The sequence below is a fragment of the Microcoleus sp. Pol11C2 genome, assembly GCF_036701505.1.
Classification (GTDB): Bacteria; Cyanobacteriota; Cyanobacteriia; order Cyanobacteriales; family Microcoleaceae; genus Microcoleus.
The window spans coordinates 105,369-120,523 of record NZ_JAUBQX010000012.1 but is presented as its reverse complement, the minus strand read 5'-3'; the positions used below and the strand labels follow the sequence as shown (position 1 = coordinate 120,523).

Here is a 15,155-nt window from a genome sequence, read left to right as displayed (position 1 = left end):
TGATAGGCGTTAAGTGGAAGTCCTGAGAGGGATGAAGCTGAGGCGTACTAATAGACCGAGGGCTTGACCTCTTTTTCTACATGGTAATCATGATGACTTAATTCTGTGCAGTCTTCAGCGTTTTTCTCCCTCATAACTTTTGGGTCTTTCTATAATTCATTGCGGAGAAATGGTTAAAGAATTTATAGAACAGGCAGGAGCAAAGTTAATTTATTTATCTCCTTACTCTCACGACTTTTACCTGATATAAAATTTTTGGTCAAAAGTGAAATTTTTGTTAAGAAAACTTAAAGTCAGAAATTATTTAGACTTAATTGATGCAATTACAGATGCTATTCTACAAGTTACTAAAAAAGATATTCATAACTGGTTTGCTCATTGTTGCTACTGTACCTCATTAATATAGTAAACGCTATATTTATTTTTCATTCCTTAGTTCCCTCCGATGTAATATTAGCCGATCGAGCTTACGGTAATTATGTCGATTTAGTTTTGGTAAAACAGCAGGGAGCAGACGCTGTTTTTCGGAAAAATCATCTCCGTAACACGGACTTAATGGCGGGGTAAGAAGTTGGGGATTGGCGACCATCAAGTAGTCTGGAATAAGCCCCAACAGTATCCCAAACACATGAGTAATGAGGAATTTGAGGAATTACCATCTAATTTCATTGTTCGGGAAGTCTGCTTGCGAATTCAACGCCGTGGCTTTCGACAAGAGCGTATTATTGTAGTCACAACGTTACTGGATGCCCAGCGCTACACTGTTCAAAAATTAACTCAGTTATATGGACGGCGCTGGTCTGCTGCTGAAGTTAGTCTCCGGCATCTTAAAACAACTTTGAAAATGGAGATGTTAACAGCTAAAACTCCGGCAATGGTTAGAAAGGATATCTGGACACACTTATTGGCTTACACTTTATTACGTACCATTATGTGGCAAGCCGTATCTTCGTCAGAACATACTGCTTTTCAACTCTCCTTCCAATCAACTCGACAGCAGTTTAATCAGTTATTGACGTTGTTGGCAACTACAGGAAAACACCAACAACGACAATGCCATCAATTTCTGTTGGAGCAGGTGGCAACTAATTTACTCACGATGCGAGCCGATCGTTCCGAACCTAGGGTATTGAAACACAGACCGAAGCCCTATCCCCGAATGCAGGAACCTCGCTCTATCTTAAAAGGTAAACAGGCTAGGCGATCGAGACTTTTTCAGTGACATTGGACTCTAGGCATCTTGCTCATCTCGATAACCAACAAGGAGCTTGAATAATTGTGCCATTATTAAACCCAATTGGTATTACATCTGTGCAAAAAATCCTGAAATAATTTGGAGAAAACTATGTCATTAATTTTGTCTAGTTACTGAGAATAAGATGGGACTCGGTCGATTGTTAGAGGAAAAGTTTTAACGATCAGTTTTTGGTTATACTTAGCAAAGGTTTCTAGATCTTTATATCAAAAATAACCGAACATTAGTCGCAAAACAACTAATAGTAATATCAGCGATAATGGGTGTCTTTTTCCTAATTTTTTTCCGTGGGGAATTGACTTTTTTCCAAAAGGGGATTAGAGTCAGCATATATATTGATTGTTAAGCGATCGCTAAAAATCTTATCAGATAGCGCGATCGCTTTTACTTTTGGCGATCGGACCCGAGAATGAAACAGCCCTGCCGCGATCGCATTTTACGTTAGGCGTTTCGCCTGTTTTTATGCCAAAACTGGCACGGGCTGCGGCCAACGTCCCATGACTTTACCAATCACCGCCAATTCTTCCATCAACTTGTCGAACTGATCCGGTGTTAAAGATTGCGGCCCGTCAGACAAAGCTTTTTTGGGATTCGGGTGCACTTCAATCATCAGCGAATCTGTACCAGAGGCGATCGAAGCAAAGGCCATTGACGGTACAAACTGCGCCCAACCGGTGCCGTGACTCGGGTCAACCATAATCGGTAAGTGAGTCAGAGTCCGCAATACTGGCACCGCCGACAAATCTAGCGTATTCCGCGTATACTGCCTGTCATACCCGCGAATTCCGCGCTCGCACAAAATCACGTTCGGATTGCCAGAAGCCATGATATACTCAGCAGCCATCAACCATTCTTCAATGGTAGCGGAGATGCCGCGCTTCAGCAAAATTGGTTTGTCTTGAGCTCCGACTTTCTTCAACAGTGAGAAATTCTGCATATTTCTCGCCCCGACTTGGATGACGTCGGCTACTTCCACGATCGCACTTAAATCGGCCGCATCCATAACTTCGGTAATAATTCCCAAACCGCTAGCTTCCCGCGCCGCAGCTAGCAATCCCAAAGCACTCTCGCCGTGGCCTTGGAAAGCGTAGGGGGAAGTTCTCGGTTTGTACGCGCCACCACGGAGAAAATGAGCTCCAGCAGCTTTGACGCGCATTGCCGTTTCGACAATCATTTCTTCGTTTTCGACCGAGCAAGGGCCTGCTACGATCGCGATCGGGTGATGCAAGCCGATCATTACAGTTCCTAAAGGAGTAGCAACCGCTACTTCGCTGGGTTCTCCTTGGCGGTATTCCAGAGAAGCGCGTTTGTAGGGTTTTTCTACGCGCAGCACTTCTTCAATCCAGGTGCTCAATTCGCGCAGTTGCATGGGTTCGAGCTCGGCGGTGTCGCCTACCAAACCCATAACAACTTTGTAACGGCCGACGATTTTTTCTGGTATCAAACCCCAGTTAGTGCGGAGGTCTTCGTCTAGTCGATCGATCTCGGCTTCTGGAGTGCCGGCTTTCATTACAATAATCATATTTTTTTTGCCTTTTTAGTTGGGCTAGAAACGGATCATGACTCTGATGCACTGAGAAAAATAGATGCAATGGCGATCGAGAATCTATTTATATCAGTATTTTTAGCATTGTTGTGGGGCGGGTTCTTGTTCCCTCCCCAAATACAAACTCGCTAATGGTTAACAGCTTAGTTTTTAGCTAATGACTAATGACTAACTTTTTGGCTTCGCGGCGCGCCACGCTTCTCGCATCCGTCCAAAATTGGTATTAAATTCTTCCCACCCCAGAGTGCTTCCTGAAATTTCTTCATCCCAGGAAGCCGAGAGGACTCCGTAGCTTAATCCCAGAACGCCTAGACCAAAACAGCCCATACTTACCAGCAATACTGCTGTGTTGGGCAAATCAAACAAGCCCTTGCTGACTACCAAATAGCTTACAAAAAATGTGCAAATTCCCAATAGGGTAGGTATGCCGCAGAATACCGCTATGCGAGATATCATGCGTTGACTGACTACTTCTGGGATGGATTGCGCCTGTTTTCCGGTTTTGTTAGCTTTGGGCTGCTTGTCGGCAGAATCCGACTCGAAGGCTACGCTTGCTTGGGGGTCTGGGGGCTTTTTAGGCGTTTTTTTACGATTCGTTGCCGGTTCAAAGGGCAAGCGCTTGCGGGGTGGTTCGGAGGACATATTTTATCTCTAACCTGAAATCTCGAACATTTTTCAATAAGTCTTGGTGTTTGCCCAAGATTAAAGAATATTGTCGCAAATTTTGGCTTTGGTGTTTAGCCGCGAATCCCTAGACGGGCAATCAATGCTTTGTAGCGCTCGACATTTTCCCTTTGGATGTATGCCAGCAGGCGCTTGCGGCGGCTGATCATCATCATCAAACCGCGCCGGGAGGCGAAGTCTTTTTGGTTGATTTTCAGGTGGGCGCTGAGTTTTGTGATGCGATCGGTCAGCATGGCGACTTGGACATCTGCTGAACCGGTATCGGTTTCATGGGTTTGGAAGTCGCCCATGATTTCTTGTTTGCGCTGTTGTGTAAGAGCCATGAATTGATTTTAGTTTTTTTTGTACGATTGTCACAATCTCCAATGTTATCACAGGGGAAGCATAATAACGATAAAATTTTTGCCAGGGATGGGTTTGTTGGCCCGACCGAATTTTGGTTTTTATTGGCGGTTTTTGGATGTTGTAGGGGATTATCGGCTCAAATAGGCGATCGCCTCACGTATCCAATCATCGGCATTACCTTTGGCGGATAAAGTGCTGTCTTGACTAAGGGTTTGCAGCGCTTGCAAGACTTCAGCCGCAGTGTATCCCATCGCCAGCAGGATCATCTCGACTTCTTCTTGAATAGCTGCGGGGACTCCGGCGGCGACTGAAGTTGTCAAACCTGCTTGCTGTCGCCATTCCGAGAGTTTGCTTTTGAGTTCCAGGGCGAGACGTTCTGCGGTTTTTGTTCCCACGCCCGGAGTTTTGGCAAGGATGCGGGTGTTACCGCCGACGATGGCCTGGACTAAATCTTGTAATCCTAAAGTATCCAGAAGTGCGATCGCCAGTTGAGCACCGACACCGCTAACACTCGTTAACTGCCGAAACAAATCGCGTTCTGCCGCGCTGCCAAAACCGTACAATACGATTTGGTCTTCCTTAACTTGCTGGTGGGTAAAAATTTGGGCGACTTCGCCGGATGCTGGCAATTGACCGGTCACGCGGGGCAAAATTTGGATTTCATAGCCGATTTGATTGACTTCGAGAGTCAATATGACGCGGTTGCTGCCTTTGGCGATATCGGCGACTGTGCCTTTGAGATAGCTAATCATAGAGTTAATAATACACCGCTATTCGTTTTCATCAAAGTCGGCGATGATGTTGCGGATTTCGTTGAGGCTGATATTGGCGCGATTCCCTTCGGGGTAGCTTCGCTTCACAGATAAAGTATCCTCGGGGTCTTCTTCAGATTCACCTGTAGGTTCCTGAAAAAGGACGAGGATTCGCACGGGACTCGGAGTTTTTGCGGTTAAAGGTCTATCGAGAATAAATTGACCTTTTTCGTCGATCGTTGCTCTGACTTCCAATGCTTTTATTTGTTTTCCTGTGAGGTTTTTTAATTAATCCTAAGCTATTACGCTGATCTAGCGCTTTTGTAACTTTTTAATTCAAAATAAGATGCTGTTTAACTAAAGACAAATCCGTCTTACCAAAATTCACAACCAAAGCCACATTAAAATTTTCCAACGATTTGACAAACCACATAATTTCATTAGAAGCTTTACCTTCATAGTGATTAAACAAAATAGAAAATCGCTTTTCCAACTCTGGTTTGACTTTGCCCGAAAGCAGTACAAGTTTCATCAGTAAACCCATTGTCCGGCTGGCGCCGAGGTTATACACTAAATCGTAAAAAACGTAGTGGCTGGGATGTTGGGAATTTTCCACTACTAAGAAGTTGAACAACTGGTGGCAAGTACGAACTAACAATGGATTATTGAATTTCACCGAGTCATTTTCTCGCAATGTATTTTTGATTTGTTTGTACAAACGGTCATTAAATTGACGACCGCCATATTCTGGTTCGATAGACGATATTAAATATTCATATAAATCCACTTTAAATGAGCCGTAAGATGGAGTTTTTCGGGAATCTCTTAGGAAAAATTGAGCCGCTTCTTTGTAGCTGCGATCGCCTGCTACTTTTCCCGCAAATTCCATGACCGCTAAGTGCAGTTCTGCATCGTTCAAAAGTGTGGGATTAGGCGCCCGCTGCACAATTCCTATTTCTGTATTTCTCGGCTCAACCATATAATTCAAATATTGAGACAAATGTGTTTCAAATTGCCGCTGTCTTTGAAAAGCCAGTTGTTTGATGGTTTGTTGGTCTTCCTCAATGCTGTCCTTGCTCAGTAGAGAATGGCCGTACAAATAAGGATACCGACAGATCAATTCGCCCAAAGGAGAATCTGTATCTTTTTTCTGCTGTTCCGCCTCTCTATCTAAGGCTTTTACTAAGCGCTCTATGGTCTGGAATTCTTCACTCTTAGTAAAAAAAATTATTTGTTCTTGCAAGCGCTTGACTATGTAAAATTCCATCCCGAATCGGGGAGAATTCTGCTTAAATAAAGCTACCAACTTGGCGATCGCAAATTGGTTTTGGGAATGCAATTGCCAGCGGTTGATCGGGATGTAGCAGCAGCGGTGGAGGAGATATTTAAAGTCCTGATCCGATCGCTTGACGGAGACTATACTATACAAACTTGCTTCAATCTCTCGATCGGGATAGCCCATGCCGTCGATAAATAGCTTTCGGAACCGCTCGATCACCTGTGCGGGGGATTCTGTTTCCACGCAGGAGACAATGTGATCGTACAATCTCTGTTCGTTGCTGCCTATTGGAACACTCTCTGAGGGCGGGGTGAGGATGCTGCTGTCTGCATCTGTGTCTACGCTGCTGTCTGCAACTTGTGCGACAACCACGGTCGGTTTTTCCCCCAAAGTTCGATCGGGATTCAAGAACCAATAGTGTTCTTGGCTTAATTGTTTGTCCGCAGCCCAATCCAAAGCTGACTGCAAACTTTCCCCTGTCAATAACAGCGATTCATCTTCGCGGTCTGAAGCCAGCCATGCTGCTAGGGCGGAGCGGTACGGAGCCAATTTTCCCAGCTCCTTTTCTACCCAAAATCGATTAAAAACTGACTGATAAATTAGGTTAGAAACTATTAATTTACCGTGAGATTTAACAACCAGTCCTGACAGTTGCAATTCGATTTTTTCGGGCGAGTAATCTGCTGGTACTCCCTGCGATTCCCCGATGTTTGTTGGCTGGGGCGGTTGCAAAGCTTGCTGGTACAGCGTTAACAGCCGCGTGAGGTCGCAGTGGCTATGGAAAATGCGATCGCGTATGGGTATCAAATGTTGGGGTTCGTCTTCTTCTTCCCAATTTTTAATAATTCTGTGTTTTACCAGTTTTTCAACCTGCTTAGCTTCGGAATTTCTGCCAATGAAAGACCCGTATTCAAGTACCAATTGGCAAACTTTTTGAGTTAGAAATGGTTGGCCGCCCGTCCACGCTAATATTTCTTGGAGCACTTTTTGGGGCCGAAAAGCTTTGAGGGCCAATCCTTTTGCTAGGGGCAAACTTTCGTGCAGTTGGAATCGACTTAAATGAATCTGCCGCCCAATATTAAAAGGGTTGCAGCTTGGATCTCGGATCAATTCTGAGGGGGCTGCTACTCCCATAACAGCAAAAGTCAGGCGATCGTATTCCGGTTGCTCTGCCCGTTTCGAGTAACAAGCCCGGATCAAAGCAAAAAAATCGCTGGTACTGAAATTTAGGCTGCTGATGCTGTCAATGTCATCTATGAAAATTACCAGATTTTGCTGAAGTGACTTGAGCAAAACTTTTTCGATAAATATCTCCAATCGCTGCAGCGGCTGCAGCAGTTCGCGATCGTTCCACCACTTGATGGCATCAAACCTGTTTGTGAGGTGCAAACTGCTTGCCATGCGGTACATGATTGCGGCATACCACTTTTGGGGGGAGATATTTGAGCTGCTGATGCTTCTCAAGTTGATGGCGGCAAAAACTGTACCTTCGGCTTGCAACCTTTTGGCCGTTTGCACTAGCAGGCTGGACTTGCCCATTTGTGGCGAACTCAACACGTAGCAGAAGTCTCCGGCTTTGAGTCCTTCGTAGAGTTCGCTGTCTGCCGATCGCCTGACATAGGTGGGCGCACCGGCAGGCAAATATCCTCCGACTTGATATTGGTACGTTGAGTTGACTTCTGCTGTCATCTGGGAATTCATCAAGATGCTGCGCCCCTATGCTGTGTACTCGAAAGGTTACAAATTGCAATTATTGCCAGCTTACTATGGTGGAAAATTTTTGTTCCTCTTTCTCTATTGTCTACTAGCTCAGCTTTCTCCTTGTCAATCTTTACCGTATCTTTGCAAGGGTTCGCCGCCAATCCTACGATCGGCCCAATTGTACCCCGCCACTTGATTTTTTACACTCCTTCACATAAATAATTAGATTAATTTTCACTTGATCGGATTGAAAACGCTAAAACGCCCTTTCTTTCACATTTTTTTACAATAATACTTTAAATTTCACCCGATGGTATGATGTGGGCAGGGAAACTCATAACCACAGCGCCGTCAACCTTCTGCCTTCAGCTCCGCCTGCCGGATGCCGGAGAAAAACGCGCTCGCAATGGCTGCCAATAAAAAACCCCAGCGTTTTGCTGAGGACTGCTTGAGTGGGAGATATCGTTAATCTGCGTTTTTTTATTTGACTTAGATTGCATGGAATTCCATGCTGCTGACCTTCCCCGGGCTTTCGCGTTCGGGGATTCCTAAGAACAAACTTTTCAGGATGCATCCACAAAAAGTTTAATTCTTAAAGGCTTTGTCAGTACCAGGCTAACCACTTACTCAACTATAAAAGTTAAGGCTGTGGCTAATTGTAGAAGATGCGCCCTGATGGCTTAACTACCCGATGGATTAGCACCCTGATGGCTTAACTCCCTGATGGATCGACGCCCTGATGGCTTTCGCTCCACTACCCAAAAAAATCTGGTTGGTGGATGATCGTGGACGTTAGTAACACGTCACTTCCGGCGTTTCCGATCGCAAGCGGGTGTGCCTGTCTGAATTGATTATGGCAGGCAGATTTATCAGAAGACAAGTGGGCTATTGCATCAACCCATTTCTGACAGATCGGGTTAGCCAAAAAGTGTCAATCTACGGAAATCAGGGTCATCGAACATGAAAAACAGCATCTTAGTATTAGGGGTAATTGCCTCGGCTGGCTTCGGCTTTTTCCAGGCAGGCAGCGCCAGCGCTTCAGCGATCGCCCCACAACATTCATCAGCCAGCAGTTTGACGGCTTGGGAGAGTCGTCCCGACTTTAACTACACTGGAACGAATGAGGATGGGGACCAAGAAGAGGTAAAAACGGGTAGTAAAGGCAGGAAATAAGGGGCGCTATAGTGTGGTTCGCTCTGATGCGGTTGTGGTTGTAGTTGTGGTGCTTGTTGTCCCCACCGCTTCTGATCGAGGCGGTTAAAACTCGATCCCAATATCAGTCTACCTAATCCCGGGGGTGGGGGTCAGTTTCAGAGAACGGTGAATGGGAAAATAAATAGGTAAGGCGAGTCTGTCGGTGGAGTTTCCCCGCCTATCAACTTCCTTACCTTCTGATGTTCGGGATTTGGATCTGGCACAATCGTATTTGATATCGTAAAAACCCAATGGAAAATACTCTCGAAACTACCCGCAGACAGCGCGTATTGACACGAACCCAGGAACGGCGTCAGGCGACACCCAAAGAAAAACAGTTGATTCACCTGCTAGCCAATATGGCTTGCAGTTTGATTAAATACGACTACAAACACGCAGCAGGGAAGGGAACCCTCCCGCCTTCGGAACGCAAGCGTTTAGCGGAATGGCACTACCTGCGAGTTCAGCAAATTCGCCGGATCGAACGCTCATTGGAACCCGTAGCGACCCTTAAACGCGTGTACTACAAGAGCATCCTCAGTCCGAGAGATCTGAAGTCTTTGAAACTTCTGTGGCTGGAGGAGGACAAAAACCGCGTCAAACGGGTCGATCCTGACTTGGACGACATCCTCAGCGAAGCTTTGGATCGGGGAGATACTTTAAAACAGCTATTTCACTCGATCGAAGTCAAAGAACGCACCTTTTCTGCAACTCCTCGCCCCGGCGCCGTGCCTCTTTGGGTCAAAGAGTGGGAAGACTCGGAATATGACATAAACTTTTTTCCGCCTTCCTTCTCTGCATGGGTTTCGATCGTGGACGACTAGGTTCAAGAAAAACTCTTTGACATGGCATCGATCGTAAATTTCAGATGGTAGACTTATTTGCTATTGCTGCCATTGGCGAAGAGGGTGGGGGCGATCGGCTAAATGAGGCGGCGTGGCGCGCAGGCATCCGAGTACAGAGAAGTGAATCGGAGTCAGTACCATTGTACAATGGGGGAAAACCAGGGCTTCAGCTAATCGCTGATAGCTGATAGCTGATAGCTGATAGTTTCTCATGACTGACTCGATTTCTACTTCTCCTCTAGACTCGGCGGCCGATACAGCCGAACTCCGCTCTCAGTTGAGGTCTGGTTCGGAAAAAACTCAACTGCAACTGCTGCAACAACAAATAGCAGATTCCGGTTGGGATGTATTGATGGAATTTTTATTAGAGCGCAAGTCAGATGCACCGACTGCGGTAATGGGTAAGGCTTACCAAATTCTTTATAGTGCTAATTCTCCGAGAGCGAGGGAGTTTTTGCAAGCAAATTTTCCAAGTGGGGTTGTGCCGCTGCGATCGGACTCTAACGTTGATTACACTCCGCTGCAACAATTATTGGCGTTACAGGAATTTCAAGAAGCCGATCGCTTGACTTTAGACAAGCTTTGTGAATTGGCTGGTGATACAGCTTCCGTGAGAAAGTGGCTGTATTTTACGCAAGTTGAGAGTTTGCCGGTGGTGGATTTGCAAACAATTAATACGCTGTGGAAAGTTCATTCTGAAGGTAAATTTGGCTTTTCGGTGCAGCGGGAAATTTGGCTGAGTTCTGGCAAGAATTGGGATAAATTGTGGCCGCTAATTGGCTGGAAAAAGGGGAATAATTGGACGCGCTACCCGCAAGAGTTTATCTGGGATTTGAGCGCGCCGAGAGGGCATTTGCCGCTGTCAAATCAGTTGCGAGGAGTGCAGCCGTTTGCGGCTTTGATGGCTCATCCTGCCTGGTTGAAGTGAATGGTTTTGGGGCTTTTGGGGAAGCTGGGGCGGGCTAGATGGCCGGCCCTGCTATTGTTTTTGGGGAATTGGGATTTTGATTTTTGAGGCGCAGAAATTCACAGAAATTCACAGGCGGGACGCCTGTTCCACTTTTGGCATAGAGGGAGAAGGGCGATCGCACTTCTAGGAAAGTTGGGAAATTTTGTATAATAGACATATCAATTAATTAGCGAGAGGGCTAGGAGTCATGGTAGGCATCGGAACCCAACTCACTTTAGAAGAATTTCTAGCTTTGCCCGAGGGAGATGTATATTATGAGTTTGTAGATGGTCAAGCAGTTCCTAAAGTGTCTCCAAAAATTTTTCATTCCAGTTTACAGGGAGCTTTAAATTTCCTATTGCGTCTATGGAGTCGGGGAAAAGGTAGAGTATTTCCAGAATTAGCGGTTCTATTAAAGCGTCAGGATCGAAACTGGGCTCCTGTACCAGATTTACTGTATATTTCTTATGAGCGTTTACCGCTGAGTTATCGACGGAATCAAGCTTGTCCCGCAATTCCGGAACTGGTGATTGAGATTATCTCTCCCGATCAAAGTATGAAGGAATTTGAAGAGAAAGCGAAAGATTATTTGGCGGCGGGTGTTCCGCGAGTTTGGGTAATTGATCCAGAAGCTATTTTAATAAGAACCTTTTTCCCCGATGGTTCGAGTCAAGTTTATACGGATAATACAGTAATTTTGGATGAGTTGCTGCCTGGTTTGGAGTTGACGACTAGACAGATTTTTGAAGAAGCGGAATTGATTGATTGAGGGCGATAGCTCTTTTTTGGGCAACAAAAAAGTCGCATTCCCTAAGCTGGAAACGCGACTAATTTTATCGATTGCAACTTTTGCTGATAGCGGTTTCCTGAAACCACTCATATTTTTATATGAGTAAAACAGAGTTTTTTCACACAAGCTTAAATAATTCTTGCAACTCCAGAAGTGCGCGAATTTTTAGGCGTGATTTTTCTGCTTGTTCGATGCTGCGGGATGGTTCAGAGAGTAATTTTTGAAGTTGTGCGCTCACTTCATCAGCCAATGTCAATTGTTTGTAGTCCTGCATTTTTTTAATCCCTAGTTGAGGTGAGAATTGGGAAGAGGTCGATATCGCCTAACTTGCTTCCCATCTCTATATTCCTTGAACAGCAAAGGCTTGACGGCTCAATTTCAACGCACTTCTGCCGCTGTATCCAAAAGTGAGCCAAAATTGAGCCGGGCCACAAATTGGCAGATGTTATAAGTTAAATATGGTTAATGAAGGTTAAAAATTTAGCATGGCAGCTAGTCTAAGAGCATCTGAATCTGGGTTGGAAATAGTCGATCGGGCCAGGAGAAAGAAAGGCTTGAACAAACACGCTCGTCGCTGGTGCGGCGAGGCCCAAACTTCAGAATCAGTTTTAAAGCGGTTTTGGCGGCGGATTCCTATTGGGCAGGAGGTTTTTGTCAAGATTTGCAAGGCTGTAGAAGTGGATAACTGGGAAGATATTATTGATAAGAGTCCCTTGTCTCAGACTGATTCGAGAGCAGAGTTTTTTGCTTGTGACGATGCTTGGGTGGGTCGAAAAGACATGATTAGTCAACTCGCCCATAAGGTTCAGGGTTCGTGTCGCCTGTTAATTCTTCTGGGCATTGCGGGAATTGGTAAAACCGCTTTAGCTGAAAGATTGGCGGTGGATTTGCAAGACGACGGTCGTAAGTTTCATCAGGAGAATTTGGAAAATCAACAGCAAGCTTCTGATTTTGCTAGTGTGGCGATTCGATGGTTGGAAAAGTGGGGAGAACGCATTACGCCAGATGATCGCAAAGATACACAGCGGTTGCTGAATCGATTGGTCAAGCGATTGCGAGAAAATCGGTATTTGGTGCTGATAGATTCTCTGGAACTGATTTTAAAAGGAAATGAAGAAACAGGCTGGAATGGTTTTCAGGATGAGTGGTGGGCAAAATTTTTTGAGAGTGTTTTGGCAGTAGAATCTTGCCAAAGTCGTATCATCGTAACATCGCAGGATTTGCCAGAGCAAATTCCGGCTCGTTATAAAAATTTCTGGGATTGTCAAGAATTGAGGGGACTGACAGCATCAGAACAGTTAGACTTGTTCGAGAAAACTGGACTAGAGGCTGAAATAGATTCACCAAACAAACCTTATTTAGAACGAATCGGGGCTGCTTATGAAGGGCATCCATTGGCTTTGCGGGTGATTGCTGGGGAAATTGGCAGTCAGCCTTTTTATGGCAACGTGGCGGCTTATTGGAATAAATACGGGCATGAAATTGAAGAAGTGGAGAAGGCAATTGAGGAAGCTAAGACCAAAGGAATAACCGCATCAGCAGATGACGACTGGCGACTGGAGCGATATACTCGCGAACTGCGAAAAAATGTGCGTTTCCGGCTAGAAAAGACGTTTGAGAGATTGAAAAAAGATGTTTTGAATGCCTATCGATTGCTGTGCGAAGCTTCGGTGTATCGCTGTAGAGTACCGGAGAAGTTTTGGCTGAGTCATTTGGAAGATTGGGATTGTGATGAAGAAAAGCAAGAGTTAGCTTTGGATGCGTTGCGCGATCGCTTTTTGGTAGAAGAAGAATTAATTGACGATGAGGTACACTTGCGACAGCACAATTTAATTCGCAGTGTAGCATTAGAGCATTTGAAAAATTTGACAGTGAGCTAAGTGGACAATATGAAGAGTGATTTTGCTGAATTTGATTTTAAAAGTCAAAATGGTTTGGATGTTGACATCACGCCACCGGGAGAGTGGATGCTGGCTAATCTGGGAATTGATCTAGCAACACCGGAGTTTAGGGAACTGCCCCCTTGTAAACGCGCTCAGTACAGAGCGGTTAAAAATTGGCTGACGAGGTACAAACTGAAGCCGGATGCTTCCAATCTTGAGAAAGTTCGGGGATACTTGGAAGCATTTCACCATCTCTGCGAAGTGGAAGACTGGGAAAGAGCTAGTGAAATCCTTTTTACTTCTTTAGATACACCAACCAATCAAAATTTACACAATCAATTGGGTAATTGGGGATACTATTTACAACAAATTGAAGTTTATAGTCGGATTTTACATAAGTTAACCTGTAGAAAAAATTCTAGTTTTTTAAATGGTCTGGGCAATGCGTATCAAGGTTTAGGAAACTATGAAATAGCGATTGAATACAATCAGCAAGCCTTGAGTATTGCACTGGAAACTCAAGACCGCCATCTAGAAGGAATAGTTTTGGTAAGTCTCGGAAATACTTATTTATCTCAAAGAAAGTTTTCCAAAACAATGAATTGCTATCAGGCTAGTTTAGCTATTGCACGGCAAATCCCAGACCGTCGTATGGAAGGCATGGCGCTAACAAATTTGGGCGGTCTTTACCATATCCAGGGTAACTCTACTCAAGCAATAGAGTATTTAAAGCAAGGTTTACTCATTGCACACGAAATTTCCGATCGCCAACTTGAAGGAGCCGCATTAGGAGGTTTAGGAGTGGTTTACCGCTCTCGTAAAGAATATGCTACAGCTATGCAATGCCTGCTGAAAAGCTTGAATCTTATGCAAGACATTCAATACAGTAAAGGTGTGGAAAAGTCTTTTATGAATGTGGGTGCAGTTTACCGTCGTCTCAAAGATTATACTAATGCGGTTGAGTGTCACAATCAGCATTTATCAAGAGCAAAAGAAAGACAAGACCCATTGGGTCAGAGACAGGCACTAGCAGATTTGGGATGGATTTATTACCTACAAGGGGATTACGATCGAGCTATTAACTTTTACCAGCAAAGCTTGAGCATAGCGCGACCAATAAAAAGTGACATTGAAGGAGAGTTTTTGGCATTGTTTGGTTTGGGAAGAACTTACATAGCTTTAAAAGATTATATCAAAGCAATTGAGTGCTATCAGCAGGCTTTACCAATTGTGCGACAGATGGGCAACCAGGGAGAAATAGCTGTATTATTGTGTATTGCAGAAGCTTATAAGGAACTTAAAAGCTATCCTAAAGCTATAGAGTATTATCAGCTAATATTAATTCTTCTAAGTGAAATCAATAACAGTGAAGCCGAAATCTTGGCTCTGGTTAGCGTGGGAGGTATTTACTCTCAGCAAGAAGATTACATAAAAGCAAAAAGTTGTTACGAGCAGATTATATTATTGGCACAAACAACAGGCACTCGTGACATGGAAATGGTAGCATTGGCTCATTTAGGCTCTACCAATTTAAAACTAGGATATAAACCACAAGCTATTGAGTTATACGAGCAGACATTACCAATTGCCCAGGAACTGGGGGAAGATAAACGAGAGATACTAATACTGATTAAATTGGTTTTTTTGTATTTAGAAGACCAAAGATATTCCAAGTTATTTAAATCTTTAATTCGACTGGCATTTAAACATTGGTTGGTTATACCAATATTTATTGGATTATTATTGACCTTAGCCTTAATAGGAATATTTTCTGTTATTCTATCAGTGATAATTTGGGGATTGGCTGCATTTTTCCTCAGCGTAATTGTTACCTTTATCTTGTGGGAAGTTTTCCAAACTCTTAAAAATAGTCAGGATCAAGGTGCATGATACTCAAGTTTTCAGTACGCCAACTGACCTAATTTGTAATTT

General features: G+C 44.4%; 16 protein-coding genes and 1 pseudogene. 9 read left to right on the top strand and 8 right to left on the bottom strand.

Going from position 1 to position 15,155, the window contains the following annotated elements:
- Positions 1-154: 154 nt before the first annotated feature.
- Both QUA42_RS10215 and QUA42_RS10210 read left to right on the top strand, forming a co-directional pair.
- Positions 155-406: pseudogene (locus QUA42_RS10215) on the top strand (IS630-like element ISMae26 family transposase); the annotation flags it as partial.
- Positions 407-628: 222 nt separating this feature from the next.
- Positions 629-1,222: a hypothetical protein gene (locus QUA42_RS10210; protein WP_333137192.1), complete on the top strand. Its 594-nt coding sequence runs from the start codon at positions 629-631 to the stop codon at positions 1,220-1,222.
- Positions 1,223-1,715: 493 nt separating this feature from the next.
- On the opposite strand, the gene aroF is transcribed toward QUA42_RS10210, so the two are convergent.
- From aroF to QUA42_RS10180, 6 genes are all read right to left on the bottom strand, one after another.
- Entirely contained in the window at positions 1,716-2,777 is a 1,062-nt protein-coding gene (aroF, locus tag QUA42_RS10205) for a 3-deoxy-7-phosphoheptulonate synthase (protein ID WP_333137191.1), read from the bottom strand.
- Between the two features lie 192 nt (positions 2,778-2,969).
- Positions 2,970-3,443 carry a PAM68 family protein gene (locus tag QUA42_RS10200; RefSeq protein ID WP_333137190.1) on the bottom strand — a complete coding sequence of 158 codons (474 nt, stop codon included), beginning with the start codon at positions 3,441-3,443 and terminating at the stop codon, positions 2,970-2,972.
- Between the two features lie 95 nt (positions 3,444-3,538).
- A complete protein-coding gene (rpsO, locus tag QUA42_RS10195; RefSeq protein ID WP_333037652.1) occupies positions 3,539-3,808 on the bottom strand; it encodes a 30S ribosomal protein S15 in 270 nt (89 codons plus the stop codon).
- A 150-nt stretch (positions 3,809-3,958) separates the two neighbouring features.
- Positions 3,959-4,582: a Holliday junction branch migration protein RuvA gene (ruvA, locus tag QUA42_RS10190; RefSeq protein ID WP_333137189.1), complete on the bottom strand. Its 624-nt coding sequence runs from the start codon at positions 4,580-4,582 to the stop codon at positions 3,959-3,961.
- 18 nt (positions 4,583-4,600) lie between these two features.
- The gene (locus tag QUA42_RS10185) at positions 4,601-4,837 is read right to left on the bottom strand and encodes a hypothetical protein (protein WP_333137188.1); all 237 of its coding nucleotides are present in this window, start codon (positions 4,835-4,837) and stop codon (positions 4,601-4,603) included.
- Between the two features lie 76 nt (positions 4,838-4,913).
- The gene (locus QUA42_RS10180) at positions 4,914-7,550 is read right to left on the bottom strand and encodes an AAA-like domain-containing protein (RefSeq protein WP_333137187.1); all 2,637 of its coding nucleotides are present in this window, start codon (positions 7,548-7,550) and stop codon (positions 4,914-4,916) included.
- Positions 7,551-8,522: 972 nt separating this feature from the next.
- On the opposite strand from QUA42_RS10180, the gene QUA42_RS10175 reads away from it, so the two are divergent.
- The 4 genes from QUA42_RS10175 to QUA42_RS10160 all read left to right on the top strand — a co-directional run bounded on the left by QUA42_RS10175 (position 8,523) and on the right by QUA42_RS10160 (position 10,529).
- Entirely contained in the window at positions 8,523-8,735 is a 213-nt protein-coding gene (locus QUA42_RS10175) for a hypothetical protein (protein WP_333137186.1), read from the top strand.
- Between the two features lie 272 nt (positions 8,736-9,007).
- The gene (locus QUA42_RS10170) at positions 9,008-9,580 is read left to right on the top strand and encodes a hypothetical protein (protein ID WP_333137185.1); all 573 of its coding nucleotides are present in this window, start codon (positions 9,008-9,010) and stop codon (positions 9,578-9,580) included.
- Between the two features lie 44 nt (positions 9,581-9,624).
- Positions 9,625-9,789, top strand: coding sequence for a hypothetical protein (locus QUA42_RS10165; protein WP_333137184.1), 165 nt, complete (start codon positions 9,625-9,627; stop codon positions 9,787-9,789).
- A gap of 23 nt (positions 9,790-9,812) precedes the next feature.
- Positions 9,813-10,529: a GUN4 N-terminal ARM-like repeat domain-containing protein gene (locus QUA42_RS10160; RefSeq protein WP_333137183.1), complete on the top strand. Its 717-nt coding sequence runs from the start codon at positions 9,813-9,815 to the stop codon at positions 10,527-10,529.
- A gap of 34 nt (positions 10,530-10,563) precedes the next feature.
- On the opposite strand, the gene QUA42_RS10155 is transcribed toward QUA42_RS10160, so the two are convergent.
- Positions 10,564-10,728 (bottom strand): hypothetical protein, encoded by a 165-nt coding sequence (locus QUA42_RS10155; RefSeq protein ID WP_333137182.1) that lies wholly within the window; start codon positions 10,726-10,728, stop codon positions 10,564-10,566.
- A 30-nt stretch (positions 10,729-10,758) separates the two neighbouring features.
- Between QUA42_RS10155 and QUA42_RS10150 the strand changes: the two genes are divergently transcribed.
- Entirely contained in the window at positions 10,759-11,319 is a 561-nt protein-coding gene (locus QUA42_RS10150) for a Uma2 family endonuclease (protein WP_333137181.1), read from the top strand.
- Between the two features lie 139 nt (positions 11,320-11,458).
- On the opposite strand, the gene QUA42_RS10145 is transcribed toward QUA42_RS10150, so the two are convergent.
- Positions 11,459-11,614: a hypothetical protein gene (locus QUA42_RS10145; RefSeq protein WP_333137180.1), complete on the bottom strand. Its 156-nt coding sequence runs from the start codon at positions 11,612-11,614 to the stop codon at positions 11,459-11,461.
- 211 nt (positions 11,615-11,825) lie between these two features.
- Between QUA42_RS10145 and QUA42_RS10140 the strand changes: the two genes are divergently transcribed.
- Positions 11,826-13,220 carry an NB-ARC domain-containing protein gene (locus tag QUA42_RS10140; protein ID WP_333137179.1) on the top strand — a complete coding sequence of 465 codons (1,395 nt, stop codon included), beginning with the start codon at positions 11,826-11,828 and terminating at the stop codon, positions 13,218-13,220.
- A 9-nt stretch (positions 13,221-13,229) separates the two neighbouring features.
- Positions 13,230-15,113 carry a tetratricopeptide repeat protein gene (locus QUA42_RS10135; protein ID WP_333137178.1) on the top strand — a complete coding sequence of 628 codons (1,884 nt, stop codon included), beginning with the start codon at positions 13,230-13,232 and terminating at the stop codon, positions 15,111-15,113.
- The last annotated feature ends 42 nt before the right edge of the window (positions 15,114-15,155 follow it).